Annotated in this window: 23 protein-coding genes and 1 tRNA gene; 16 read left to right on the top strand and 8 right to left on the bottom strand. The window is 59.5% G+C overall.

The annotated features are described in order from the left end of the window. The first annotated feature begins 52 nt into the window (after positions 1-52). Positions 53-1,063, top strand: coding sequence for a tRNA dihydrouridine(20/20a) synthase DusA (gene dusA / locus QSK43_RS03040; RefSeq protein ID WP_332302265.1), 1,011 nt, complete (start codon positions 53-55; stop codon positions 1,061-1,063). 5 nt (positions 1,064-1,068) lie between these two features. Here the strand turns inward: dusA and QSK43_RS03035 are convergent, their stop codons facing one another. Further along, positions 1,069-1,869, bottom strand: coding sequence for a DUF72 domain-containing protein (locus QSK43_RS03035; RefSeq protein ID WP_332302264.1), 801 nt, complete (start codon positions 1,867-1,869; stop codon positions 1,069-1,071). Positions 1,870-1,926: 57 nt separating this feature from the next. Next, entirely contained in the window at positions 1,927-4,848 is a 2,922-nt protein-coding gene (uvrA, locus tag QSK43_RS03030) for an excinuclease ABC subunit UvrA (protein ID WP_332302263.1), read from the bottom strand. Between the two features lie 265 nt (positions 4,849-5,113). Here uvrA and QSK43_RS03025 point away from each other — a divergent pair, with 265 nt between their 5' ends. Together QSK43_RS03025 and QSK43_RS03020 are read left to right on the top strand one after the other, a co-directional pair. Beyond that, entirely contained in the window at positions 5,114-5,695 is a 582-nt protein-coding gene (locus tag QSK43_RS03025) for a single-stranded DNA-binding protein (RefSeq protein WP_332302262.1), read from the top strand. Positions 5,696-5,734: 39 nt separating this feature from the next. Beyond that, the gene (locus tag QSK43_RS03020; RefSeq protein WP_045018444.1) at positions 5,735-5,989 is read left to right on the top strand and encodes a hypothetical protein; all 255 of its coding nucleotides are present in this window, start codon (positions 5,735-5,737) and stop codon (positions 5,987-5,989) included. A gap of 54 nt (positions 5,990-6,043) precedes the next feature. On the opposite strand, the gene QSK43_RS03015 is transcribed toward QSK43_RS03020, so the two are convergent. Continuing rightward, positions 6,044-7,192, bottom strand: coding sequence for an HPP family protein (locus QSK43_RS03015; protein WP_332302261.1), 1,149 nt, complete (start codon positions 7,190-7,192; stop codon positions 6,044-6,046). Positions 7,193-7,313: 121 nt separating this feature from the next. After that, positions 7,314-7,943, bottom strand: a complete 630-nt coding sequence (locus QSK43_RS03010) for a MarC family protein (protein ID WP_045018446.1) — start codon at positions 7,941-7,943, stop codon at positions 7,314-7,316. Positions 7,944-8,160: 217 nt separating this feature from the next. Between QSK43_RS03010 and gyrA the strand changes: the two genes are divergently transcribed. After that, a complete protein-coding gene (gene gyrA, locus QSK43_RS03005; RefSeq protein ID WP_332302260.1) occupies positions 8,161-10,953 on the top strand; it encodes a DNA gyrase subunit A in 2,793 nt (930 codons plus the stop codon). Between the two features lie 95 nt (positions 10,954-11,048). Here gyrA and QSK43_RS03000 read toward each other — a convergent pair whose 3' ends face one another. The 3 genes from QSK43_RS03000 to QSK43_RS02990 form a co-directional block, all read right to left on the bottom strand. Beyond that, positions 11,049-11,309: a hypothetical protein gene (locus QSK43_RS03000; protein WP_045018448.1), complete on the bottom strand. Its 261-nt coding sequence runs from the start codon at positions 11,307-11,309 to the stop codon at positions 11,049-11,051. Positions 11,310-11,392: 83 nt separating this feature from the next. Further along, entirely contained in the window at positions 11,393-12,877 is a 1,485-nt protein-coding gene (locus QSK43_RS02995) for a D-alanyl-D-alanine carboxypeptidase family protein (protein WP_332302259.1), read from the bottom strand. Positions 12,878-13,025: 148 nt separating this feature from the next. Beyond that, positions 13,026-13,736 carry a hypothetical protein gene (locus QSK43_RS02990; protein ID WP_332302258.1) on the bottom strand — a complete coding sequence of 237 codons (711 nt, stop codon included), beginning with the start codon at positions 13,734-13,736 and terminating at the stop codon, positions 13,026-13,028. Between the two features lie 137 nt (positions 13,737-13,873). Between QSK43_RS02990 and QSK43_RS02985 the strand changes: the two genes are divergently transcribed. The 4 genes from QSK43_RS02985 to QSK43_RS02970 all read left to right on the top strand — a co-directional run bounded on the left by QSK43_RS02985 (position 13,874) and on the right by QSK43_RS02970 (position 15,064). Next, positions 13,874-14,137: a hypothetical protein gene (locus QSK43_RS02985; protein WP_332302257.1), complete on the top strand. Its 264-nt coding sequence runs from the start codon at positions 13,874-13,876 to the stop codon at positions 14,135-14,137. A gap of 15 nt (positions 14,138-14,152) precedes the next feature. After that, complete coding sequence (locus QSK43_RS02980) at positions 14,153-14,377, top strand: hypothetical protein (RefSeq protein WP_332302256.1); 225 nt, start codon at positions 14,153-14,155, stop codon at positions 14,375-14,377. 356 nt (positions 14,378-14,733) lie between these two features. Then, entirely contained in the window at positions 14,734-14,886 is a 153-nt protein-coding gene (locus tag QSK43_RS02975; RefSeq protein WP_332302255.1) for a hypothetical protein, read from the top strand. Between the two features lie 88 nt (positions 14,887-14,974). Next, a tRNA-Ser gene (locus QSK43_RS02970) sits at positions 14,975-15,064 on the top strand. Positions 15,065-15,191: 127 nt separating this feature from the next. Here the strand turns inward: QSK43_RS02970 and QSK43_RS02965 are convergent. Next, positions 15,192-15,530, bottom strand: a complete 339-nt coding sequence (locus QSK43_RS02965) for a hypothetical protein (protein WP_332302254.1) — start codon at positions 15,528-15,530, stop codon at positions 15,192-15,194. Positions 15,531-15,852: 322 nt separating this feature from the next. On the opposite strand from QSK43_RS02965, the gene QSK43_RS02960 reads away from it, so the two are divergent. The 8 genes from QSK43_RS02960 (at position 15,853) to QSK43_RS02925 (ending at position 25,090) form a co-directional block, all read left to right on the top strand. Beyond that, a complete protein-coding gene (locus QSK43_RS02960) occupies positions 15,853-16,941 on the top strand; it encodes a septal ring lytic transglycosylase RlpA family protein (RefSeq protein WP_332302253.1) in 1,089 nt (362 codons plus the stop codon). Positions 16,942-17,018: 77 nt separating this feature from the next. Then, a complete protein-coding gene (locus QSK43_RS02955) occupies positions 17,019-18,191 on the top strand; it encodes a D-alanyl-D-alanine carboxypeptidase family protein (RefSeq protein WP_332302252.1) in 1,173 nt (390 codons plus the stop codon). A 137-nt stretch (positions 18,192-18,328) separates the two neighbouring features. After that, positions 18,329-19,003: a dTMP kinase gene (tmk, locus tag QSK43_RS02950; RefSeq protein ID WP_332302251.1), complete on the top strand. Its 675-nt coding sequence runs from the start codon at positions 18,329-18,331 to the stop codon at positions 19,001-19,003. Then, complete coding sequence (locus QSK43_RS02945) at positions 18,996-20,021, top strand: DNA polymerase III subunit delta' (protein WP_332302250.1); 1,026 nt, start codon at positions 18,996-18,998, stop codon at positions 20,019-20,021. The genes tmk and QSK43_RS02945 overlap by 8 nt, the downstream gene beginning before the upstream one ends. 105 nt (positions 20,022-20,126) lie before the next feature. Further along, on the top strand, positions 20,127-21,677 hold the full coding sequence (gene metG / locus QSK43_RS02940) for a methionine--tRNA ligase (RefSeq protein ID WP_332302249.1): 1,551 nt from the start codon (positions 20,127-20,129) through the stop codon (positions 21,675-21,677). Positions 21,678-21,688: 11 nt separating this feature from the next. Beyond that, complete coding sequence (locus QSK43_RS02935) at positions 21,689-22,471, top strand: TatD family hydrolase (RefSeq protein WP_332302248.1); 783 nt, start codon at positions 21,689-21,691, stop codon at positions 22,469-22,471. 2 nt (positions 22,472-22,473) lie between these two features. Further along, complete coding sequence (locus QSK43_RS02930; RefSeq protein WP_332302247.1) at positions 22,474-23,298, top strand: MBL fold metallo-hydrolase; 825 nt, start codon at positions 22,474-22,476, stop codon at positions 23,296-23,298. A gap of 10 nt (positions 23,299-23,308) precedes the next feature. Then, positions 23,309-25,090 carry a chloride channel protein gene (locus QSK43_RS02925; RefSeq protein WP_332302246.1) on the top strand — a complete coding sequence of 594 codons (1,782 nt, stop codon included), beginning with the start codon at positions 23,309-23,311 and terminating at the stop codon, positions 25,088-25,090. The last annotated feature ends 172 nt before the right edge of the window (positions 25,091-25,262 follow it).

Genomic DNA, 25,262 nt, shown 5'->3' with positions numbered 1-25,262 from the left:
ACTGGCTTTTCGCGGCCCTTTGCTGTAGAAGCCGGCGCAAAGAGGTTAATTCATGTACAGAGAAGCGCTTGCAAACGGCGAGAAAATTTTCGCCGTGGCCCCGATGATCGATTGGACCGACACGAGGTGCAGATTTCTGCACCGGCAATTGTCGAAGCGCGCGCTGCTTTATACCGAAATGATCGTTGCCGACGCCATTATCCATGGCCAGCGCGACAGGCTGCTCAGCTATCACACCCAGGAACATCCGGTGGCGCTGCAACTCGGTGGATCGGATCCGGCAAAGCTTGCCGAGGCGGTGCGGATTGCCGGCGATTACGGTTATGACGAGATCAATCTCAATGTCGGCTGCCCTTCGGACCGGGTGCAATCCGGCACTTTTGGCGCCTGCCTGATGCGGGAACCGGAGATCGTGGCACAATGCGTGACGGCGATGAAGGCTGTTGCGAGCGTGCCGGTCACGGTGAAATGCCGCATCGGGGTTGACGATCAGGAGCCGGAGGCCGTGTTGCCGGATTTTCTGGCGCGGGTCGTCGCCGCTGGTGCGGACGCTGTCTGGGTGCATGCGCGCAAGGCCTGGCTGCAGGGGCTTTCGCCCAAGGAAAACCGGGAGGTTCCGCCGCTCGATTATGATCTCGTCTATCGTATGAAACGGGAAAATCCTGACGTCTTCATCGGCATCAATGGCGGTATCGCCGATCTCGATCAGGCGAGCGAGCACCTCAAACATATTGATGGCGTGATGCTCGGCCGTGCGGCCTATCACAACACGTCCATCCTCGCCGATGTCGACCATCGTATCTATGGTGAAGAGGCCCGGCAGCCCGACTGGATCTGGCTGCGTGACGCGATGATGGCCTATGCCGCTGACTATATCGCTGCGGGCGGGCGTCTCAACCACGTCACCCGCCATATGGTCGGCCTGTTTCAGGGCATGCCCGGTGCGCGCCGTTTCCGGCAGATCCTTTCCAGCGACGCCACCCGGCCGGGTGCCGGAACCGAGGTGATCGAGGCGGCCTTCGCGGCCATCGATTTCAACCCGACGAAAGAAATGGCGGGCTGAGTCTTTCAGACCGCTTTTTGCAGCGCCTGCGCGCCGTTGGGTGCATTGACCTTGCCGCCGGTGATGAAGAAGGCGAAGACGTCACGCGGGGTTTTTTCGGCCTGCCTGTCGGGCGCGATCAGCGGCAGATCGTCCGGTACGCCGCCCGCCGCATAGGTCTTGACCCGTGTTGCCCAGTGATCGATCCCGGCTTTCGGGTAGCAGGTCTCGATATCGTCTTCGCCCTTCTGCAGGCGGCAATAGACGAAATCGGCAGTTACGTCAGGCAGCATCGGATAATCGTGATGATCGGCGCAGACGACTGCGACCTTGTGTTTTGTGAGTAGATCGATGAATTCCGGCACCTGAAATGTCGGGTTTCGCACTTCGACGACGTGACGAAGGCGGATGCCATCCTGTTTTTCGGGAAGCAGCGCGAGAAAGGCACCGAAATCATCCGCGTCGAATTTTTTCGTCGGCGCAAACTGCCAGAGGATCGGGCCGAGATGGTTGCCGAGTTCCGTCAGTCCTTGAGTCAGGAACTTCGTCATCGATTCACCCGCCTCGGCCAGAACCTTGCGGTTGGTGACAAAGCGGCTTGCCTTCAGGGAGAAAACGAAATCTTCCGGCACGTCTGCCGCCCATTTGGCGAAGGTCTCTGGTTTCTGGCTGCTATAATAGGTGCCGTTCACCTCGATTGCCGTCATTTGCCGGCTGGCATGTTCGAGCTGGCGTTTTTTCGGCAGTTTTTCCGGATAAAACGTGCCCTCCCACGGCTCAAAGGTCCAGCCGCCGATACCGGTGCGGATCGTGCCTGATGTCGACATATGCTGTTCCTCCTCCGGCTCTCAGCCTTACGTACCCATGCTGCGAAAGGGTGCGGATTACTCCGCAGCCTCGCGTTTTCCGGCTGGCCGGCGTTCCAGAAGTTCCTTCAGGAAGTGACCGGTATAGGAGCGCTCGTTCTTGACGATGTCTTCCGGCGTGCCGGTTGCCACCACTTCGCCGCCGCCCGTGCCGCCTTCGGGGCCGATATCGATGATCCAGTCGGCCGTCTTGATGACTTCGAGATTGTGCTCGATCACCACGACGGAGTTGCCCTGATCCACCAGCGCCTGCAACATTTCCAGAAGCTTGTTGACGTCGTGGAAATGCAGGCCCGTCGTCGGCTCGTCGAGGATGTAGAGCGTACGGCCGGTGGAGCGTTTCGACAGTTCCTTGGCGAGCTTGACGCGCTGGGCTTCGCCGCCGGACAGCGTATTGGCCTGCTGCCCGACCTTGATATAGCCGAGGCCGACATCGAACAGCGCTTGCAGCTTGTCACGCACCGCCGGAACGGCGGCGAAGAATTCAACGCCTTCCTCGACAGTCATATCCAGCACGTCGGCGATGGACTTGCTTTTGAAGGTCACATCCAGCGTCTCACGATTGTAGCGTTTGCCGTGGCAGACGTCGCAGGTGACATAGACATCCGGCAGGAAGTGCATCTCGATCTTGATGACGCCGTCGCCCTGGCAGGCTTCGCAGCGACCGCCCTTGACGTTGAAGGAGAAACGGCCTGGAGCGTAACCGCGCGCTTTCGCCTCCGGCAGACCGGCGAACCAGTCACGGATCGGCGTGAACGCGCCGGTATAGGTGGCCGGGTTGGAGCGCGGGGTGCGGCCAATCGGCGACTGGTCGATGTCGATCACCTTGTCGATGAATTCGAAACCGTCGATACGGTCGTGTTCGGCCGGGATTTCGCGCGCGCCCATCACCCGTCGTGCTGCCGACTTATAGAGCGTCTCGATCAGGAAGGTGGACTTGCCACCGCCCGAAACGCCGGTAACGGCGGTGAAAACACCAAGCGGCACGGCCGCAGTCACATTCTTCAGATTGTTGCCGCGTGCGCCAAAAACCTTGATCTCGCGGCCCTTCTTCGGCTTGCGGCGCTCTGCCGGCACGGCAACGCCGAGTTCGCCGGAGAGATATTTGCCGGTCAGCGATTTCGGATTGGCCATCACCTCCTGCGGCGTGCCTTCGGCGATCACCTGACCGCCATGAATGCCGGCCGCCGGGCCGATATCCACGACATAATCCGCCGTCAGAATAGCGTCCTCGTCGTGTTCGACGACGATGACCGTATTGCCGATGTCGCGCAGGTGCTTCAGCGTATCGAGCAGGCGGGCATTGTCGCGCTGGTGCAGGCCGATCGACGGCTCGTCCAGAACATAGAGAACACCGGTGAGGCCCGAGCCGATCTGCGAGGCAAGCCGGATACGCTGGCTTTCGCCGCCGGAAAGCGTGCCGGAATTACGCGACAGGCTGAGGTAATCCAACCCGACATCATTGAGGAAGCGCAGGCGTTCGCGGATTTCCTTGAGGATGCGCACCGCAATTTCGTTCTGCTTGGCGTTCAGATTTTCCGGCAGCGTTTCGAACCAGTCGCGCGCCGCGCGGATCGACATCTGGGTGACTTCGCCGATCTGCAATTTGTTGATCTTGACGGCCAACGCTTCCGGTTTCAGACGAAAACCGGCGCAGGCCGGGCAGGGGGCGGCAGACATGTAACGCTCGATTTCCTCGCGCGCCCAGGCACTGTCTGTCTCTTTCCAGCGACGCTCCAGATTGGGTACGATGCCTTCGAAATTCTTCACCGTCTTGTAGGAGCGCGCGCCGTCCTGATAGTTGAACTCGATCTTGTCTTCGGTACCCTGAAGAATGGCGTGCTGCGCCTCTTTCGAAAGGTCCGTCCATTTGCTCGACAGCTTGAAATCGAAGGCTTTGCCCAGCGCTTCCAGCGTCTGGTTATAATAGGGCGAGGACGATTTGGCCCATGGAGCGATCGCGCCGTCCCGCAGGGTGCGGGCCGGTTCTGGAACGATCAGGTTTTCGTCGACCTTCTGCTGCGAGCCGAGGCCATCGCAGCTGGGGCAGGCGCCAAAGGGATTGTTGAAGGAGAAAAGCCGTGGCTCGATTTCCGGAATGGTGAAGCCGGAGACCGGGCAGGCGAATTTTTCCGAAAACAGCACGCGCTCGTGGGTTTCGTTGAGCGACTTGTTGGCGGAGCCGCCAGCCGAGGTCTCTTCCGGCGGCAGGGGCTTGTCTGCAAATTCCGCCACCGCCAGCCCATCTGCGAGCTTGAGGCAGGTCTCGATACTGTCGGCAAGCCGTGCTGCCATATCCGCGCGCACGACGGCGCGGTCGACCACCACGTCGATATCGTGTTTGTATTTCTTGTCGAGGGCGGGAACGTCGGCGATCTCGTAGAACTGGCCATCCACCTTGACGCGCTGGAAGCCCTTCTTCATCAGATCGGCGAGTTCCTTTTTATATTCGCCTTTGCGGCCGCGCACGATCGGCGCGAGAATATAAAGACGCGTACCTTCTTCGAAACCGAGAATACGATCGACCATCTGGCTGACCGTCTGGCTTTCGATCGGCAGGCCCGTGGCCGGCGAATAGGGCACGCCGACACGCGCAAACAGCAGGCGCATATAGTCGTAGATTTCCGTGACCGTGCCGACCGTGGAACGCGGGTTCTTCGAGGTGGTTTTCTGCTCGATGGAAATCGCCGGGGACAGGCCCTCGATACGGTCGACATCCGGCTTCTGCATCATCTCAAGGAACTGGCGCGCATAGGCCGAGAGGCTCTCGACATAACGGCGCTGGCCCTCGGCATAGATCGTGTCGAAGGCAAGCGACGACTTGCCCGAGCCGGAGAGCCCGGTCATGACGATCAGCTTGTTGCGCGGCAGATCCAGATCAATGCCCTTGAGGTTATGCTCACGGGCACCACGGATGGAAATCGTCTTCAGTTCACTCATGATAAAGCTCGGACAAAAATAACAGGCCTGATGGCGGCGCGTCCTTATGTAGTGACGCAGCCGGACGTGTCGAGGTTTATTCCCTATCGGTCGGTGGCTTTTCGGCTCACTTGACTCGAATTTCACGATTTAATAGAACAAAAAAGGAACAAATTGCAAGTGCGAATATACGCTCTTCGGAAGTCTGGATTATTCGCTGTGGATTGTTCCCCGTTGCGGTGCCCTTTATGGGCGGCGATGGTTATTGTGTGCGGAATTTTTTGAAATGCAATTGCCGGTCATGACGACTGGCGGACAGGATGACGAGATGGCTGGTAGCGTAAACAAGGTAATTCTGATTGGGAACGTTGGCGCCGATCCCGAAATTCGCCGGACGCAGGACGGCCGTCCGATCGCCAACCTGCGCATCGCCACTTCGGAGACCTGGCGCGACCGCAACAGCGGCGAGCGCAAGGAAAAGACCGAATGGCACACCGTCGTGGTTTTCAACGAAGGCCTGTGCAAGGTCGTCGAGCAATATGTGAAGAAGGGCGCCAAGCTCTATATCGAAGGCCAGCTGCAGACGCGCAAGTGGCAGGACCAGACCGGTAACGACCGTTACTCCACCGAAATTGTGCTGCAGGGCTTCAACTCCACGCTGACGATGCTCGATGGTCGTGGCGAAGGCGGCGGCGGCGGTGCTGGTGGCCGCAGCGGCGGCGGAGACTTCGGCGGTGGAGATTATGGCAGCGGCGGCGGCGGTTACGACCAGCAGCCGGCGGCGGCGCGTGGCGGTTCTTCTTCCCGTGGCGGCAGCCAGCCTGCCGGCGGCTTCTCCAACGATATGGACGACGATATCCCGTTCTGATCGGATGAGACATGACGAGTGAAGTGACAGGAGACGGGCATGAGTGACGAAACGGTACCCAAACAGCCCGCCACCTGGCGCATCATACTGGCATTTTTCCTCGACTTCTGGACGGCGTTTTTCGTCGCCGGATTCCTTGTCGCATCGGTTGCGGGCGGGCAAACGCCAAACGGCTTTCAGTTGAATGGCATGCCCGCTTTTTTCGCCTTCGCACTGATCATCGCCTATTTCGTCGTGCTCGGGCGGTTTTTCGGCGGCACGCTGTGGCAGCGCCTTTTGAAGGCCAAACGATAGTCAGCGGGTTTGAACGAGCGCATCGAGAGCGTTTTATTCCAGGGTTGCGGCAGCTTACGCCGCGGCCTTGTCCGCAAGCATCGAGACCATGACGTCGGATTGCGATAGGATACCCACCATCTTGCCGTTGGCGTCTATGACCGGCAGGTAATGCAGCCCTTCCTCCGCAAAACGGATGATCGCTTCTTCTATCGCTGTCTCCGGCCGTACGGTTCTGACCGGCGATGTCATGATGTCCTTGACGGTATCGTTGGGAGCGCTTGCACCGGAGAAAATAAGGCGCAGCCGCTGCAGGAAACCGATGGAGGGGCGGCCGTTTCTCCAGCTCGCCTTTTCCAGAAAATCCGTCTGAGTGACGATGCCGACGATTTCGGCCCTGTCATTGGTGACGGGCAGCGCCTTGAAATGATGGTTATGCATCAGCGCATGGGCGTGGCGCAGGCTATCATCCGGGGCGACGCCGACCACATCGCGGGACATGACGCTGGCGCAATCGAGATGCAGCGCGCGGCGACGCCAGGATCGCAGTTCGGTTTTTCGCAAAATTGTCTCCAGCTCGTCGCGATCGATATCCAGAACCTGGTCATATTCCTTCAGCACCTCGTCCAGATCGGCGGAGGAAAAACCGATTTTCTGGATCGGGGTCGGATCCGTCGTGCCGTGGCTCGCCTTTCCCAGCTTCAGGCCATGCGGATAGGCGCGGCCGGTGGCATTGTTATAGGCGAGCGCCAGGATGAGAAGGATCAGCGAGTTCCCGAAGACGGGCCAGAGGAGAAAACCATAACCGAGGCTGTGCACGGCGGGGCCGCCGAGAACGGCCGTCAGCGCCACCGCGCCGCTTGGCGGATGCAGGCAGCGCAGCGCCATCATGGCGGCGATGGCAAGGCTGATGGCGAGCGCGCTGGCAAGGAAGATATCCGGAACGAGGAGCGCCACCGTCACGCCGACGAAAGCCGAAACGAGATTACCGCATAGGATCGACCACGGCTGCGCAAGGGGACTGGACGGCACGGCGAATAAAAGCACCGCCGATGCGCCCATCGGCGCGATCATGGCGGGCAGGGTGGGGTCGAAGCGGAAAACAAGGCTGCCCATGAGACCGGTCAGCAAAATGCCGACGAAGGCGCCGGCAGCAGTGCGCAGCCTTTCCCTGTGACTGACGGGAGCGGCATCCGGGATGAGGCGGCGCAGCGTGGATCGCATGGAGAGAGCTTTCTGATGCGGAAAAGATGTGCGTCTTTTAACCGAGGCGGGGGCCGGATTTAAAGAGCGGATTTTTCGCAATATGGGTCGGCCGCAGGAATTTCTTGCGCGGCAACGACCGTCAGAATGCGAAGGCCGATTTTATCCCGTCCACCACGAATTGCACCGAGAGGGCGGCGAGCAGAACGCCGAGCAGCCTTGTGAGGATCGCACGGCCGGTATTGCCGAGAAAGCGATCCATGCGTTCCGAAACGATCAGGGCGGCGTAGACGAGCGCCATGGCGAAAGCGAGAATGAGAATAAGCACGACCATTTCGAGCGTCGTCTTCATCGTTCCCGCCAGAAGCACGGTGGCGGAAATGGCGCCCGGCCCGGCGATCAGCGGCAAGGCGAGCGGAAAGACCGCCAGATTGTGCAGATGGTCTTTGGTAATGGCGATCTCGGAGGTCTTTTCCTTACGCTCCTGACGTTTTTCGAAAATCATCTCGAAGGAAATCCAGAATAGCAGCAGACCGCCGGCGATGCGGAAGGCACCCAGCGAGATGCCTAACAGGTTGAGGATCGCAAGGCCGAACAGGGCGAAGACGGCAAGAATGCCGAAGGCGATGAGCGAGCCGCGCAGAGCCACCTGGGCACGCTGAGCGCGTGTCATTCCAACCGTGAGTGCGAGGAATACGGGCGCAAGGCCGGGCGGATCGAGCGTGACCAGAAGTGTGGTAAGCGCGTTGATAAGCGTTTCGCTGCTGGCCATTCTTTCCCCACCTGTTCTGTTTTTAGGCCGGAGCCTACGCAAGTCGTACATGCATTAAAAGGGAGCTGCGGCGCTTTTGCCGACCTAAATGGCGAAAAGCGGTGTATGTCTTGCAAATGACGCAAAAGACTGTTCAAAACTCGCCGGGAAATTGGCTTAACGTGGCTGTTTCCGCTATAAAAATCCATCCGATTCTTAACAGAGAATGTGATCCGTTTTGACTGACCAGAGCCCCCCCGGCGGCGGAAAACTTCCGCCAGGCATTGAACCGATTTCCATCATTGAGGAAATGCAGCGGTCTTACCTCGATTACGCGATGAGCGTCATCGTGTCCCGCGCGCTTCCCGATGTCCGTGACGGTCTGAAGCCGGTTCATCGCCGTATCCTTTACGGCATGTCCGAACTCGGCATCGATTGGAACAAGAAATACGTCAAATGCGCCCGCGTCACCGGTGACGTGATGGGTAAATTCCATCCGCACGGCAATTCCGCGATTTACGATGCGCTGGCACGTATGGCGCAGGACTGGTCTCTGCGCCTGCCGCTGATCGACGGGCAGGGTAACTTCGGCTCCATCGATGGCGATCCGCCGGCGGCCGAACGTTACACCGAATGCCGCCTCGAAAAAGCAGCTCATTCGCTTCTCGACGATCTCGACAAGGAAACGGTCGATTTCCGCGACAACTATGACGGCACTCTTCATGAGCCGGTCGTTATTCCGGCGAAGTTCCCGAACCTTCTGGTCAACGGGGCAGGCGGCATCGCCGTCGGCATGGCGACGAACATTCCGCCGCACAATCTGTCGGAAGTCATTGATGGCTGTATCGCCCTCATCGATAATCCGGCGATCGAGCTGCCCGAACTGATGCAGATCATTCCCGGTCCGGATTTCCCGACCGGCGCGCTGATCATGGGTCGCTCCGGTATCCGCTCGGCCTATGAGACGGGCCGTGGATCGGTCATCATGCGCGGCCGCGCGACCATCGAGCCGATGCGCGGCGACCGCGAGCAGATCATCATCACCGAGGTTCCCTATCAGGTGAACAAGGCGACGATGATTGAAAAGATGGCCGAACTGGTCAAGGAAAAGCGCATTGAGGGCATTTCCGACCTGCGCGACGAGTCCGACCGCCAGGGTTATCGCGTCGTCGTCGAGCTGAAGCGCGATGCCAACGCCGAAGTCATCCTGAACCAGATCTATCGCTACACGCCGCTGCAGACCTCCTTCGGCTGCAATATGGTGGCGCTGAACGGCGGCAAGCCGGAACAGATGACGCTGCTGGATATGCTGCGCGCTTTCGTTTCCTTCCGTGAGGAAGTCGTCAGCCGCCGTACCAAGTATCTGCTGCGCAAGGCGCGCGACCGCGCGCATGTGTTGGTTGGTCTGGCGATTTCCGTCGCCAATATCGACGAAGTTATCCGCGTTATCCGTCACGCTCCCGATCCGGCTACGGCCCGCGAGGAACTGATGACGCGGCGCTGGCCGGCGAAGGATGTGGAAAGCCTGATCCTTCTCATCGACGATCCGCGCCACCGCATCAACGAAGACGGCACCTACAATCTTTCCGAAGAGCAGGCGCGCGCCATTCTCGAATTGCGCCTTGCCCGCCTGACGGCGCTTGGCCGCGATGAAATCGGCGACGAGCTGAACAAGATCGGTGCGGAAATCAGTGAATATCTCGACATCCTGTCTTCGCGCCTGCGCATCATGCAGATCGTCACGGACGAGCTCATCTCCATCCGTGACGAATTCGGCACGCCGCGCCGGTCCGAGATCGTCGAGGGCGGCCCCGACATGGACGATGAAGACCTCATATCCCGCGAAGATATGGTCGTCACCGTTTCGCATCTCGGCTACATCAAGCGTGTACCGCTGACGACCTATCGGGCGCAGCGTCGCGGCGGCAAGGGCCGTTCCGGCATGGCGACGCGCGACGCGGATTTCGTCAACCGTCTCTTCGTTGCAAACACCCATACGCCGGTGCTGTTCTTCTCCTCGCGCGGCATCGTCTACAAGGAAAAGGTATGGCGTCTGCCGATCGGCACGCCGCAATCGAAGGGCAAGGCCCTCATCAACATGCTGCCGCTGGAGCCCGGCGAGCGCATCACCACCATCATGCCGTTGCCCGAGGACGAGACGACCTGGGAAACGCTGGATGTGATGTTCTCGACGACGCGCGGTACGGTTCGCCGTAACAAGCTCGGCGATTTCGTGCAGGTCAACCGCAATGGCAAAATCGCCATGAAGCTTGACGAGGAGGGCGATGAAATCCTCTCCGTAGAAACCTGTACTGAGCATGACGATGTGTTGCTGACGACCGCGCTCGGCCAGTGCATCCGCTTCCCCGTGGAAGATGTGCGTGTGTTCGCCGGCCGTAATTCCGTCGGCGTACGCGGCATCAACATGGCCGACGGCGACCGCATCATCTCCATGACCATCGTGGGCCATGTGGATGCAGAACCGTGGGAGCGTGCCGCTTACCTCAAGCGCTCGGCTACCGAGCGGCGCGCCGCAGGCGTCGATGAGGAAGATATCGCGCTCGTTGGCGAAGAAGTGACGGAAGAGGGCGAACTCAGCGAAGAGCGTTATCAGGAGTTGAAGGCGCGCGAAGAATTCGTGCTGACGGTTTCCGTGAAGGGCTTCGGCAAGCGTTCGTCTTCCTACGACTTCCGCACATCGGGTCGTGGCGGCAAGGGCATCCGCGCCACCGATACCTCGAAGACGACGGAAATCGGCGAACTTGTCGCTGCCTTCCCCGTGGACGATGGTGACCAGATCATGCTGGTTTCCGATGGCGGCCAGCTCATCCGCGTACCGGTGAACGGTATCCGCATCGCCAGCCGCGCGACCAAGGGCGTGACGATCTTCTCCACCGCCAAGGATGAGAAGGTTGTTTCCGTGGAACGCATCAACGAGCCGGAAGGCGACGACGAGGCGGAAAACGACAATGGCGAAGAGGCGGCCGACACTCTGCCGGATACGCCTGAAGCACCGGAGAGCGAGGCGTAAGCCGCCTCGTTTCTTCACCGTCAATCAACAGAAAACCCCGCGGAGCCTGTGCACCGCGGGGTTTTTCTTTGTTTCGTCCGGTTAGGTTCGGTTCTTCAGCGGATCCGGATATGGACCGGAGCGCGCCCGGAGCGGCGGGCGACATGAAGGTGGATGCTGGCTTCCGGCTGGTTGGAGCGCCAGGCGCGGGCGCCATGCGACAGAAGCAGGCTGACGAGATCGCGCGTCTTTGCCTTGGAACGATTAAGACCGAGATCGGCAATGCGCATTGCCGCCTCGTGAATGGGATGCAGAACCGACGGGCTGCCGTGCCCGTTGCCAGACGCAATGTCCGAATAATTCTCGTTGACTGCCATCTTGGAAAGCCTCGCTACTCATTACACAATTCGAGGAGACAGGCGATGTTTCAACTGTGAGCCACCGCCTGCGTGAACGCCCATTACTGGAGTGACGCCCAGCAGCTGACGCCTTTCTTTTTCAATGCATTGCATGCATTTACCGCGGCGCTCTGGCCATCGAAGCCGCCGAAGCGGGCGCGGTAGACCTGGGCGCCCTCCCGATTGAAGGCGACCGTGAAGGGTTTTGCGGAACGAAGAGCCGCACCGCCTTTTTCCTGCGCGCTCTGCAACAGGCCGCGCGCGGAATTCTCGTCCGGCGATGCGCCGATCTGGATCACCCAGCCGCCCTGCGGAGCATCCGCCTTTGCGGAAACGGAAGGTGCGGAGGCTGGCGTGGATGCGGTGACGATATTGTCCAGCTTGGTCGAGTTGGTAATCAACTTACGGTCCGGTGCGACGGACGCCTGAGCGATGGGATCCTTGCCCTTCTGCCAGGTGGCGGCTTCCATGGCCTTTACGGCCGCATTGGAAGAGGAGCCTGCAAAGGCTGTGACCGGCGCATCTTCGTAACGGGTCTGCGGCACGGGGCCAGCATGCGGCAGGCCGGCATCGGTTGCGGCGACTGCCACGGAGGGAACAGCGGCGGCGACAGTGACGGGTTCTTCAACCGGCATCGACCGCGTCTGTGCGATCAGGTTGCTGTTGCCGCTGCGCGAGGCCTGCGGCAGGTAGGTCGCAACCAGCTTGCGCATGGTGGAGTCGCGGGCGGCGCTGGAGCGGCCGCCGAGAACGACGGCGACGATGGAGCGGCCGTCGATCTGCGCCGATGTCGCAAGGTTGCTGCCGGCTGCGCGGGTATAACCGGTCTTGATACCGTCGACGCCACGCACGGTTCCGACCAGACGATTGTGGTTGCCGATGACCTGCTTGCCGAAATTGAAGGTGCGGGTGGAGAAATAGCCGTAATATTGCGGATAATGCTGGCGAAGCGCGATGCCGAGCCGAGCCTGATCGCGCGCCGTCGTCATCTGCGCCGTGTTGGGCAGGCCGTTGGCGTTGCGATAGGTGGTGCGGGTCATGCCGAGCGCGCGGGCCTTGGCAGTCATCATTCTGGCAAAACGGTCTTCGGAACCGCCGATATATTCACCGAGAGCGGTGGCCATGTCGTTTGCCGAACGGGTGACGAGTGCGAGGATGGCCTGTTCGACCGTGACGTTGCCGCCGGCACGCACGCCGAGCTTGGACGGCGGCTCCTTGGCGGCATTGGCCGAGACCGGCACCTTCGAATCGAGCGATATACGCCCGGAATTAAGCGCCTCGAATGTCAGGTAAAGCGTCATCATCTTCGTCAGCGAGGCGGGATAGCGCAGGCCATCCGGATCTTCGCCGTAAAGAACCTTGCCGGTCTTGGCGTCGATGACGATGCCCGCATATTTCGGGTCCGCCTGCGCGGTGCCCACGGATGTTGCGGTTATGAACGCCGCAGCAAGGGTCAACGCAAGAAACCTTACCAAAGACGTTGCACCCGCTTTACGCGAATCTGCCCCAAATAGACTTTTCAACACTGCTGAACTCTTCAATCGCATATTTCTATTCCGCTCGGACGCGCCCCGCCCGAGTGCTCCGGGAAGAAACTTTATCGGGATGGCGTTACCAAGTGGTTTATGAAAGGTATCCACGATCCATAAAATGCGACTTTTCGCGCGCAATCTGTCCTGCGCCGTTTCACGGATTTCAGTCTTTTAAGAGGCGTTGCTCGACATAGTGCTTCACATCCGCGTCGAGCTTTTTCCATTGCGGCAGCAGGCCGGCGGAAAAACGGTAGAACAGGCTGAGATCCTGGCCGGCGTGGATATCCCTCTGGCAGTCGCTGCCCGTTGCCTCCTGCGGCGTTTGTGGCAGAAGGCAGCGCACCACATAATCGCTTTCTCCCTCGCGCTGTCCCGTCAATATGACTTCCTTGCCGTAGCCCGAATCGGCACGCAGGCGATGCAGCGTGAGGCCGTGTTTCAGCGGCACCGGCTCACCCTCCGTCAGCCGGGCATAGATCGGCCCGTAACGGCCGGACATGTCCTCAGACATCGTGCTTTGCGAAAGCTGGATGAAAATCAGCCCCGCGGCCTGTGCCGGATCGTCGAAAACAGCGCGATTGGCGTCCTCATATCCCTTGAGGTCTGGCCAGGTCAGATAAAGATCGGCCCGCTCGCGCTCGCCATCATAGCGTTCGGAAGGCACCCGCAGGGTGTTTTTGGACAGCTTCAGCCGGTCGTTGCCGATCGTGATCTCCACCACGTCGGTCGCCGTCGTATGGCCCGCCTGAAGAATCCGTTCGCCATACCATCTGACGCCGAAATTGAGGGCGGCGACAAAACCGAGAATAATGACGGCGACGATGACGGCGCGTCGCACCAGGGACGATGAAAGCAGGGGTCTTTCGTTGTGCATGAGCTTCCAGGTTCGTTCTTGCCGCCGGGCGCTTTCCCAAGTGGAAATAGATGGGCAAAGCTTTAACCTGCGGCGATCGCCATTGAAATGATGTTTTGCCGCTGCTACCTGATGGGATGCAAGCAAAGGACGGGCATATGGCAGCGCGCGACAGATATTCCCGGAAACTCGAATGTTCCAAATGTGGCCATCAGGGGTTTGCCGAGGTGTCGGAATCGGATGAAAAGGGTCGTCACGACCTTGATTTTCGCATCGATGAAATGCCGCGCGGTTTTCGCACCGAGCGCGCCTCGGTTGATCCGACACAATTCATGATCCGCTGTGGCCAGTGCGGCAACATATTCCGGTTCCAGCAAAAAACCGCCTATGCGCCGGGAGGCGAACCGCGCGTGAAGGCCTGAACGGAAGGTGCCGTGATGACTGTACCGCAACAACCGAACGGAGCGCCGCCAAGGCGCAAATCGATCTGGCCGTGGATCGTGCTGCTGGTGTTGACGCTTTGCGCCATCTATTCCTACAATCGCGCCAACGAGATCATCGCTGAGCTGTCCGACACCTTACCGCCGGCGCTGCTGAACCTTTTCGAGGATATTTTCCGAGGTGGCAGGCACGGTGATGGCGGACCGAGCATCGGTGTCTAAACGATCGCGCCTTTAAAGAAGGGTGTTTTTCCGCGAATCCAGCCTTTATTCAGCGGTCGCATTTCTTCGGTACATCAAAGAAAAAAGCCCCGCAAACGGGCGGGGCAGGTTGATCGCTCGGGGAAAGTTGGGCAATGCCCGGGAGCGATGTGACTATATAAACGACAATATTGCTGACGCGATAGGCCACTTCCGTTCAAAACAGTACGCCGGCGCATAAAATTTGCTCAAGTAGAAAGATTTTGGGAATTGAACTGGCGAAATCTGTCAGGCAACTTGACAGGAAGCTGCTTTATTCTTTCACTGCCTCGAATTGCACATATTCGCCCCTAACATAACCGGACATGAGCAGACGCATGGATAAATCCGGAATTCTCTTCGTGGCGCTTTTACTGGTGCTTGTGGCAATCGTTTTGAGCTTGGCGCTCGTCGAGGCCCCCCAGCAAAGTCCGGCGCTTCCTTCGGGCGAGGGATCACTGCTGCCGCCTGCAGCGACACCCGGACAATGATTTGCAAACCGGGAACACGACGCGCCGCCTGCTTGGCTCGGCGGGATTGACGGCCTTTTTCAAAACGCTATAAAGCCTCACCACCGAAGGATGGGTGTCCGAGTGGTTTAAGGAACCGGTCTTGAAAACCGGCGTGCGTGAGAGCGTACCGTGGGTTCGAATCCCACCCCATCTGCCATACAATTCCAAAAAGATGATTTGAAAACGCGAACGGGTGACTGTCTCGCCGTGTCGTGGTTTTGGCCTGGAAACTTATCAAGAATGAAGAAACCCGCCTTTCGGCGGGCTCCATATTTCAAATCCAGTCAGATTTCCGGACAGCCCCGTTCGTTTGCGAATGTGACGCGCTCAGGTCCGCGGCGGGTGAAACCCTGGACCACGACTCGGCCGGGAGTGACACGTACGACTTCAGGGTCACGCAGGCCGGATTCGCGGGCAGCGGCGCGGGCTTCGCGTTCGCTGCAGCCGCGCATGCGCGGCGGGCCACGGCGGTCCATGTCTCGGTCGCGATCGCGGATGACCGGGCGGACGCCGTCGGGGCCTATCCTCAGCTCCATGTCCTGCGCGCCTGCCGGGATCGGCGCAGCGATGGATATCAGGGCGATGCCGAGCGCCAGACCCGTAGCTTTTATTGACTTGATCATGGTTTCCTCCCTCAGCCGAAAACCGGCGGAAGCTTGCTTGTTTGCGGGGAGGAAACGCGGCGGCCCTCCATTTGTTCCGTCGAGGCGAACACCGGGAGAGAGGGACGACTGCGGGCACATGGCGCTTTCAGTGTTGCGGAAAAGACATAAATCATTAACCACGTTCGTTACAATTTTATCGATTTTGCAGAAGCCGTTCGCATTTTCGCCACGTTATGCACAAGATTAAGCGACTGTTAGGTGCTTCGATGGCAGGGGCAAGGCAATCGAAGCGGAAGAGGGTGCGGTTCTCCGAGCCAGCAAGCAGCGTGGGGCAAACGATTTGAAATCTACGGTCAAGAAACTCGGCATCAACGCCAGATCGGGCGTGAAGTGGCTTGCAATTTCCGTGCTTTGCGCCGCGACAGCTTCGTGTTCCACCACATCCGAGACCAAACCGAAGCAGAAACGCAGCAAGGAATATTTTTCCGAATCGGAATATGGCGTGAAAGCCAGCCCGCGTGTGGCCGATGGCCAGAACATTCCCAAGGGTGGCGGGCGCGAGCTTCTCGGCAACGCCTACACCGTCAAGGGCCGTCGTTATTTTCCGAAAGAAGAGCCGGGTTACAACAAGACCGGTCTTGCCTCCTGGTACGGTTCCGCGTTCCACGGCCGCCTGACGGCGAATGGCGAAGTCTACGACAAGGAACACCTTTCCGCCGCACATCCGACATTTCCCCTGCCGAGCTATGCACGCATCACCAACGTGGAAAACGGCGCTTCGGTTCTGGTCCGCGTCAACGATCGCGGGCCGTTCCATGCGGGCCGCCTGATCGACGTTTCCAGCAAGACGGCCGATCTACTCGATATGAAGACGACCGGAACGGCGAATGTGCGGGTGCAATATGCCGGTCGCGCGCCGCTTGACGGTCACGACATGCCCTATCTGATGGCGTCCTATATTCCGAAGGGCTCGCGCTCTCCGGGCGTCGCGCCGGAAGGGCAGATCGCCACAGGCGTGATGGTGGCTTCGGCTTCCCCGAATTTCGTGCCGGCTCAAGATTCGGGCCGGAGCTATGGCGGCTCCACCCAGACGGCTCTGGTGGGCTCCAAGAAGAATGCGGCGCTTCAGGCCATGCCGCTGGTCAATGGCCCTGCGCCGTCGTTCGAGCAGTTTGCGATTTTGCCGGAAATCGGTCCGTTCCTCGCCGAGCGTCCGGAAGGCAATTTCATCCATCAGCCGGCAGCGCCTGGCGGCAACTATCTGCGCGTGCCGACGCCGTCTTCCAAATATGCGGCCGCCTATTCCGAGGAATCGTCAGCCGTTTCCAAGACCTCGCGCGCCTTCGACAGCGTTCTCGTCGATCGGGGAGCGCTTAACGAGCAGTCCATACTAGCCCATGTGAAGCGTCAGCAGACAGCATCACGCTGACGGGTTGTAGGATTTGCGGTCGTCTCGTGCTTTCAGTGCGAGTGGCCGGTTACAGCAGGGCAAAATTGGGCGGTTACATGCGCAAGACCATTCATCGCTCTTTGTGTTCGGTCGCTGCGGCGGCAGTCTTTGCATTTTTCGGCAATGGTCCGGCGCAATCGCAAACAGCGCCTTTCATCGCCAAGGCCGAACAGGCCTATATGATCGATGCCGAGACCGGCACGGTGCTGCTTTCCCAAAATGAAAACCAGTCCTTTCCGCCGGCGTCGCTTGCCAAGCTGATGACGGTGGAGGTGGTGCTGGATGCGCTGGCCAAAGGGCAGGTGACACCTGAGACGGCTTATCCCGTTTCGGAATATGCCTGGCGGACGGGCGGCGCGCCCTCGCGAACCTCGACCATGTTTGCAGCGCTTAAATCCTCCGTCAGCATCAATGATCTCCTGACCGGAATTGTCGTGCAGAACGCCAATGACGGCTGCATCATCGTAGCCGAAGGCATGGCCGGGTCCGATCCCGCCTTTGCCAAGCGCATGACGGCGCGGGCGGGCGAACTTGGCATGGGCAGCAGCACCTTCGCCAATTCGACGGGGCTTCCCGATCCGGGCAATCAGACGAACGCGAAGGACATGGTGCTTCTCGCCCGGCATCTGCGCGATACCTATCCCGACCGATATGGGCTTTTCACCAGGCCGGATTTCGAATGGAACCGGATTTTCCAACGCAACAAGAACACGCTGCTTGTGCCGGGCAGCGGCATAGACGGTCTCGGACTTGGTTTTGCGGAAGGCAGCGGTTTCGCAGCCGTGGTTTCGGCCGAGCGCGATGGACGCCGGGTCTATCTGGCGCTTGCCGGCATCGCCGATGACAAGACGCGGCAGGAAGAGGCCCGCCGGGTGGTGGACTGGGGGCTGACTGCCTTCGAAAAACGCCATATTTTCGCGAGAGACGAAGCTGTCGGTTCCGTCAGCGTTTATGGCGGCGATGTCTCGCATATCGACCTGTCAGCGAAAGAAGACGTCAGCGTGCTGGTGCCGGTCAACAATCCGGAGCGGATTTCCGGGCGGATCGTTTATCGCTGGCCGCTGAATGCGCCGTTGGATAGCGGCGCAAATGCCGGAACGCTGAAAATTTATTCCGGCGAGCGGCTGTTGCGAGAAGTGCCGCTTTATACGAAGGCGGCGGTCGGCAAGGGCACGCTGACCCAGAATGCGGCAGGTGCGCTCAAGGAATTGCTGCTGTTCTGGCTTTGATGCCGCTCCCGCAAGCCGCAACTTTCCCTATGCTTTTGTTCAGGCACCGGATTTTCTGAAAAGCGCTTCACACTTTTCGGTCCGATGCTGTAAACAGGCATTTCAATATTTCTGAGAATTCCTCACAGGACGTGACATTGGCCGAAAAGACCGGATTGTTCATCAGCTTCGAAGGCGGCGAAGGCGCCGGCAAGTCGACGCAGATTCGCACGCTTGCCGAGGCGCTTCGCGGCCGTGGTTTCGATGTGGTCGTGACGCGGGAACCGGGCGGCTCACCGGGGGCGGAGGCCGTGCGGCACGTTCTCCTGTCGGGTGCTGCCGAATCCTTCGGCGTGCGCATGGAGGCGATTCTTTTCGCGGCGGCGCGTAACGACCATGTCGAGGAGGTCATTCGCCCGGCACTGGAGAAGGGCGCAATCGTGCTTTGCGACCGGTTTCTCGATTCCTCCCGCGTCTATCAGGGCACCACCGGCAATCTGGAGCCGGATTTCATCGAGACGCTGCAGCGCGTCGCGATCGATGGGGTCGTGCCGGAACTGACATTGATCTTCGACATTGCCGCCGAAAAGGGACTTGCCCGCGCCAGAAAGCGTGCGGATGAGGGGGCTACGCCAGACCGGTTCGAAAAAGAGGAAATAGAGACCCACGAGAAGCGGCGGGAGGCCTATCTGGATATCGCGCTTGCCGAACCGCGTCGCTGCCGGATCGTCAATGCCGACCAGCCAGCCGAAAAAGTGACGGAAGACGTCATGTCCTTTGTCGAGCCATTGCTCGAACGGCTGGAAACTGCGACGGGCGCGGAGCATGAGTGAGGTTCAGGGCGTTCTCGAAGGCGCAATCGCGCCGCAGCAGAACACGAAACTTTTCGGGCACAAGGAAGCGGAAGTGTTTCTGGCGCAATCCTATCGCTCCGGCAAAGGCCACCATGCCATTCTGATCGAAGGGCCGGAAGGCATCGGCAAGGCGACGCTCGCCTTTCGTTTCGCCAATCATGTGCTGAACCACCCCGATCCAGCCTCAGCACCGGATGTTCTGGCCGATCCCGATCCGCAATCGCTTGTCAGCCGGCAGATCACCTCCGGTGCGTCGCATAATCTGCTGCATCTGACCCGTCCGGTGGATGAAAAAACCGGTCGCGTCAAATCCGCGATCACGGTGGATGAGGTGCGGCGGGCAGGGCACTTCTTCTCGCAGACCTCGGGCACCGGCAATTGGCGGATCGTCATCATCGATCCGGCTGACGATCTCAACCGCAATGCCGCAAACGCCATTCTCAAGATACTGGAGGAGCCTCCCAAGCGGGCTATGTTCCTCGTCCTGTCGCATGCGCCGGGGAAATTGCTGCCGACTATCCGCTCGCGCTGCATGCCGCTCCGGCTGCTGCCGCTTTCGGATGCGGATATGGTGCAGAGCCTCGATCATCTCGGCATCAGTGCCAGCGGAGAAAAACGCGACGCCCTGCTTGCCGGTTCCAAGGGCAGCGTCGCGCAGGCGCTGAAGCTGATGAATTACGGCGGCTCCGACATTGTCGAGGCGCTTGCCTCGGTCATGGCGGCGGACGGGCCGGGTGCCCGCAAGCAGATGCACAAGCTCGCCGAAGTTCTGGCGCAGAAGGACGGCGACATCGTTCTCGGCTTCTTCATGGAGCATGTGACGGAAGAGCTGATGGCGCGGGCACGGGCGGCGGCAATGGCGGGCGATATCGCTGCTGCGGAAAAACACGCGCGCCTTTCCTCCACGCTTTCGGAACGTATTACCGTTGCGCAGGCCTATAATCTCGACAAGAAGCAGATGGTGCTTTCCATTCTGGAAGACATCCGCAGCGTGTGAGGCCCAAGAGATCGTACGGAACGTACGCTTTTGCTTTCGCTGTTGCGAACAATCGTTTAAGAGCGGTCTATCCAAAAAAACAGCCTGTAAAGTCGATAGACCGTCATGACAGACAAGACACCTTTCTACATCACCACCGCGATCTCCTATCCTAACGGCAAGCCGCATATCGGCCACGCCTATGAACTGATCGCGACGGACGCCATGGCGCGCTTTCAGCGCCTGGATGGAATGGATGTTTTCTTCCTGACCGGCACCGACGAACACGGCCAGAAGATGCAGCAGACGGCGCGGGCGGAAGGCATTTCGCCCGAAGAGCTGGCGCAGCGCAATTCCGAGCAGTTCCGCGAGATGGGCAAGCTGCTCAACGCTTCGAACGACGATTTCATCCGCACCACGGAAGAACGTCACCACGAGACCTCGCGCAATATCTGGAACCTGATGGCCGATAGCGGCGACATCTACAAGGACAGCTATGCCGGCTGGTATTCCGTGCGCGACGAAGCCTATTACGGCGAGGACGAGACGGAGGTACGCGCCGATGGCGTCCGCTACGGGCCGCAGGGCACGCCCGTCGAATGGGTGGAGGAGGAGAGCTATTTCTTCAAGCTCTCCGAATACCAGGACAAGCTGCTGAAGCTCTACGAGGAAAACCCTGAATTCATCGGCCCGGCCGAGCGTCGCAACGAAATCGTCTCCTTCGTCAAATCCGGCCTCAAGGACCTGTCGATTTCCCGCACCACCTTCGACTGGGGCATCAAGGTTCCTAACGATCCGAAGCACGTCATGTATGTCTGGGTCGATGCGCTGACCAACTACATCACCGCCACGGGTTATATCGAAGACAAAAACGGTCCACGTGCGAAATACTGGCCCGCCGACGTGCATATCATCGGCAAGGACATCATCCGCTTCCACGCGGTCTATTGGCCGGCTTTCCTGATGAGCGCGAAGCTGCCGCTGCCCAAGCGGGTCTATGCGCACGGCTTCCTGCTCAACAAGGGCGAGAAGATGTCGAAGTCGCTCGGCAACGTTGTCGATCCGGCCAATCTGGTCAACCATTTCGGTCTCGATCAGATCCGCTATTTCTTCCTGCGCGAAGTCTCCTTCGGCCAGGACGGCAGTTACAGCGAAGAGGGCATCGCCACCCGCATCAATGCCGATCTCGCCAATGGCATCGGCAATCTCGCCAGCCGTTCGCTGTCGATGATCGTCAAGAATTGCGATGGGCAGATCCCGACGCCCGGCGCGTTTAACGATGAAGACAAAGCGATGCTCGCCTCGGCCGATGGGCTACTTGAGATTTGCCGCGAGGAGATGGGCAAGCAGCTTGTCCACCGTGCGCTTGCGGCCATCATCGCCGTCGTCTCGGAAACCGACCGCTATTTCGCGTCACAGGAGCCATGGGCCCTGAAGAAGACCGATCCGGAGCGTATGGGCACGGTGCTTTACGTGACGGCCGAAGTGGTGCGCCAGATCGGTATTCTCTTGCAGCCCTTCATGCCAGGCTCCTGCGAAAAGCTGCTCGATCTGGTTGCGGCTGCCGCCGACAAGCGTGATTTTTCGGCACTCGGTGAGGCAGGCCGTCTGGTTCCAGGTACCCCGCTGGAAGCACCGAAGCCGGTGTTCCCGCGTTACGTCGCACCGGAAGCGTGAAGGCGACAACCATGCTGATCGATACGCATTGCCATCTGGATTTTCCCGATTTCGAGGCGGAACGCGACGATATCATCGCCCGCGCCCATGCGTCCGGCGTTGCCCAGATGGTGACGATCTCGACGCGGGTGCGCCGTCTGCCGGAGCTTTTGAAGATCGCGGAGAAATATTCGTCGGTTTTCTGCTCGGTCGGCACGCATCCCAACAATGCTGACGAAGAACTCGATATTTCGGCGGATGAACTCGTGCGGCTGGCGGAAAGCCACGACAAGATCGTGGCGATCGGCGAGGCGGGGCTGGATTATTTCTACGACACGCAAAAGCCGGATGACCAGAGAACCGGCCTCATTCGCCACATCGAGGCGGCAAGGAGAACGAAGCTTCCGCTCGTCATCCACAGCCGCAGCGCCGATGAGGACATGGCCGCTATTCTGCGCGAGGAAAGCGGCAAGGGTGCCTTTCCCTTCATTCTGCATTGCTTTTCCGCCGGCCCTGATCTGGCGAAAACAGGTGTCGAACTCGGCGGTTATGTGTCTTTTTCCGGCATCCTGACCTTCCCGAAATCGCAGGATATTCGCGATATCGCCGCCACCGTGCCGCTCGAACGTCTGCTGGTGGAAACCGATGCGCCCTATCTTGCGCCGAAGCGCTGGCGCGGCAAACGCAACGAGCCTTCCTATGTGGTCAACACGGCGGAAGTTCTGGCCGAGGTGCATGGTGTTTCGTTTGATCGCATGGCGGAAATCACCACTGAGAACGCCTTCCGCTGCTTTTCGAAGATGACAAGGGTGTAGGCGTGGCAATCTACCGTCGCCGCTTCACGGTTCTCGGATGCGCGTCGTCTCCCGGCGTGCCTCGAATCAACGGCGACTGGGGTGCCTGTGACCCTGATAACCCCAGGAATCGGCGCACGCGTGCGGCCTTTATGGTGGAGCAGATCGGGCCTGACGGCGGCAAGACCACCGTCGTCATCGACACCGGCCCCGATTTTCGCGAGCAGATGATCGCCGCGAAGGTTGAGGCGGTCGATGCGGTTCTTTACACCCATGCCCATGCCGACCATCTGCACGGCATTGACGATTTGCGCATTTATTTCGCCATCCAGCAGAGCCGTATTCCTATCTATGCGGACCCTGTCACCATGGCGCGCATAAGGGACGGTTTCGCCTATTGTCTGGAAACGCCTTCGGGCAGCAGCTATCCGCCGATCGTCGAACCCCGGATCATCGCCGATATCGACGCGACACTGATCGTTGACGGGGCAGGCGGACCGATACCTTTCAACGTGCATATGCAGCAGCATGGCGACGTGCATTCGCTCGGCTTCCGCATCGGTGATATCGCCTATTGCACCGATGTCAGCGATTTTCCGGCCGAAAGTCTGGGCAAGCTTGCCGGCCTCGATGTTCTCGTCATCGATGCGTTGCAGCACCGGTATCACCCCAGCCACCTCTCGCTCGAACAGGCGCTCGGCTGGATCGAAAGATTGGCACCCAAAAGAGCGATCTTGACCCACATGCATATTCCGCTCGATTATGACACGGTGATGCGCGAAACGCCTGAACATGTTGAACCGGCTTACGACCAGATGCGTTTCGAAGTCGAAATCGAAGCACCCTAAAAGGAACAGCATGTCGACAAGGCCTTTCCGTGCACCCAGTATGGCGAGCTTCTTCGACAATCTGCGCGCCAGCCGCCTGCGGGCGATGTTCCGGCGCGGCGAACTGGGGCTGGTGGTCCTTGCGGTTTTCATCGGCATTGCCGCGGGCCTTCTGGTGGCGCTGATCGGCGCGTTGAGCACGGCGCTGCATGTTCTGGTCTTCGGCGTCGAGCGGCTGAGCAGCAGTGATCTGTCCGGCTGGATCGTATTTTTCGGGCCGATCATCGGCGGCATCGTGCTCGGCATTGTCATCCTGTTTCTTTCGAAGACCCGCAAAAAGCCCATGGTCGACCCCATCGAGGCGAATGCGCTGCATGGCGGCCGCCTGTCGCTGACCGACAGCATCATCGTCTGTGTGCAGAACATCGTCTCCAACGGTTTCGGCGCTTCGGTGGGGCTTGAAGCCGGTTATACGCAGATCGCCAGCGGCGTTGCCTCGAAGATCGGCATCAAACTGAAACTGAGGCGAGGGGACATGCGTATCCTCGTCGGCTGTGGTGCTGCGGGCGCCATCGCCGCAGCCTTTAACGCCCCTCTGACCGGAGCGTTTTACGCCATCGAACTCATCATCGGCACCTATACCGTCGTGACGCTCGCGCCGCTTGTCGTGTCGGCGCTGGTAGCGAGCATCGTGGCGGGGCTTATCGGCGGCCATGGCCTGTCGATCGATATTTTCGACGCCGGCCGCGTGACGCCGCCGGACTATGTGCCGGCCATCTTTCTCGGCGTGGTTTGCGCCGCGATCGGGATCGTGCTGATGCAGACGGTCTCCCTTATCGAGGAGACGGCCCGCAAAAGCGCCATTCCCGGCTGGCTGCGTCCAGCAATCGGGGGCGTGGCGGTTGGCGGCCTTGCGTTGATTTCGCCGCAGGTCCTGTCGAGTGGCCACGGCGCGCTCCATCTCAACATCGATGCTAACCTGACGATATACGGACTTGCCGGTCTTTTCCTGCTGAAGGCGGCGGCCAGCGCCATTTCCATCGGCTCGAATTTCCGCGGCGGCCTGTTTTTCGCCTCGCTGTTCATGGGCTCGTTGCTTGGCAAGATTTTTGCAATCTGTGCGCCTTATATCGGTTACGGCTCGACATCGCCGATCGTCTATGCCGTGATCGGCATGAGCGCATTCGCCGCTGCCATCATCGGTGGCCCGTTGACAATGACGTTTCTGGCGCTGGAACTGACCGGCGACTTTCAGATCACGGTTCTGGTGCTCGCCGCCGTCATCACCACCTCGCTCGTGGTGCGCACGACCTTCGGTTACTCCTTCGCGACCTGGCGTTTTCACCTGCGGGGCGAAAGCATTCGCAGCGCCCATGACATTGGCTGGATACGCGACCTGACGGTGGGCAAGATGATGCGTGCCGATATCCGCAAGGCCAATGTCAGCATGGGTCTTCCGGCCTTCAAGGAGAAATTCCCGCTCGGTTCGACGCAGCGCGTGATCATGACCCATGATGACGGGCGTTACGCTGGCATCGTCCTTCTACCGGAAATCTACGCCGACCCGATGGATCGCGATCCGAGCAAGATCAGCCTCGAAACCTATCTACGCTACAAGAATGACGTACTATTGCCGGCGATGAACGCACGTCAGGCAGCGGCAGCCTTCGACGCCACGGAAAGCGAAGCACTGGTCGTCGTCAACGACAAGATCGAAAACCGACCCGTTGGCCTGCTGACGGAAAGCCATACGTTGAGGCGTTACAGCGAAGAACTCGACCTGCGCCGCCGTGAAACGTCCGGCGAGCTGTAATGCCGTCTGCGGGTAAAATGACCTTTACCGTGTGCACCACACTCCAAATGATCTTTAAGTTCCATAATCTATCTTATGCGATTTATCGTGTAGCTGGGGGTGGGTTCAAGCTTGAAGTGCGACTTGCGAATGATACCAATGGGTTATCAGTCACAAGGAAGATGCAATGGAA

The organism is Rhizobium sp. GR12, from assembly GCF_036596185.1.
Lineage (GTDB): Bacteria > Pseudomonadota > Alphaproteobacteria > Rhizobiales > Rhizobiaceae > Agrobacterium > Agrobacterium nepotum.
The sequence above is the reverse complement of the archived record's forward strand: the minus strand, read 5'-3'. Positions and strand labels throughout refer to the sequence as shown.

Excerpts from the sequence above, each read along its gene's own strand:
- dusA (WP_332302265.1), top strand. The coding sequence starts at position 53 with ATGTACAGAGAAGCGCTTGCAAACGGCGAGAAAATTTTCGCCGTGGCC.
- QSK43_RS03035 (WP_332302264.1), bottom strand. The coding sequence starts at position 1,869 with ATGTCGACATCAGGCACGATCCGCACCGGTATCGGCGGCTGGACCTTT.
- uvrA (WP_332302263.1), bottom strand. The coding sequence starts at position 4,848 with ATGAGTGAACTGAAGACGATTTCCATCCGTGGTGCCCGTGAGCATAAC.
- QSK43_RS03025 (WP_332302262.1), top strand. The coding sequence starts at position 5,114 with ATGCAATTGCCGGTCATGACGACTGGCGGACAGGATGACGAGATGGCT.
- QSK43_RS03020 (WP_045018444.1), top strand. The coding sequence starts at position 5,735 with ATGAGTGACGAAACGGTACCCAAACAGCCCGCCACCTGGCGCATCATA.
- QSK43_RS03015 (WP_332302261.1), bottom strand. The coding sequence starts at position 7,192 with ATGCGATCCACGCTGCGCCGCCTCATCCCGGATGCCGCTCCCGTCAGT.
- QSK43_RS03010 (WP_045018446.1), bottom strand. The coding sequence starts at position 7,943 with ATGGCCAGCAGCGAAACGCTTATCAACGCGCTTACCACACTTCTGGTC.
- QSK43_RS03000 (WP_045018448.1), bottom strand. The coding sequence starts at position 11,309 with ATGGCAGTCAACGAGAATTATTCGGACATTGCGTCTGGCAACGGGCAC.
- QSK43_RS02995 (WP_332302259.1), bottom strand. The coding sequence starts at position 12,877 with ATGCGATTGAAGAGTTCAGCAGTGTTGAAAAGTCTATTTGGGGCAGAT.
- QSK43_RS02990 (WP_332302258.1), bottom strand. The coding sequence starts at position 13,736 with ATGCACAACGAAAGACCCCTGCTTTCATCGTCCCTGGTGCGACGCGCC.
- QSK43_RS02985 (WP_332302257.1), top strand. The coding sequence starts at position 13,874 with ATGGCAGCGCGCGACAGATATTCCCGGAAACTCGAATGTTCCAAATGT.
- QSK43_RS02980 (WP_332302256.1), top strand. The coding sequence starts at position 14,153 with ATGACTGTACCGCAACAACCGAACGGAGCGCCGCCAAGGCGCAAATCG.
- QSK43_RS02975 (WP_332302255.1), top strand. The coding sequence starts at position 14,734 with ATGGATAAATCCGGAATTCTCTTCGTGGCGCTTTTACTGGTGCTTGTG.
- QSK43_RS02965 (WP_332302254.1), bottom strand. The coding sequence starts at position 15,530 with ATGATCAAGTCAATAAAAGCTACGGGTCTGGCGCTCGGCATCGCCCTG.
- QSK43_RS02955 (WP_332302252.1), top strand. The coding sequence starts at position 17,019 with ATGCGCAAGACCATTCATCGCTCTTTGTGTTCGGTCGCTGCGGCGGCA.
- QSK43_RS02945 (WP_332302250.1), top strand. The coding sequence starts at position 18,996 with ATGAGTGAGGTTCAGGGCGTTCTCGAAGGCGCAATCGCGCCGCAGCAG.
- metG (WP_332302249.1), top strand. The coding sequence starts at position 20,127 with ATGACAGACAAGACACCTTTCTACATCACCACCGCGATCTCCTATCCT.
- QSK43_RS02935 (WP_332302248.1), top strand. The coding sequence starts at position 21,689 with ATGCTGATCGATACGCATTGCCATCTGGATTTTCCCGATTTCGAGGCG.
- QSK43_RS02925 (WP_332302246.1), top strand. The coding sequence starts at position 23,309 with ATGTCGACAAGGCCTTTCCGTGCACCCAGTATGGCGAGCTTCTTCGAC.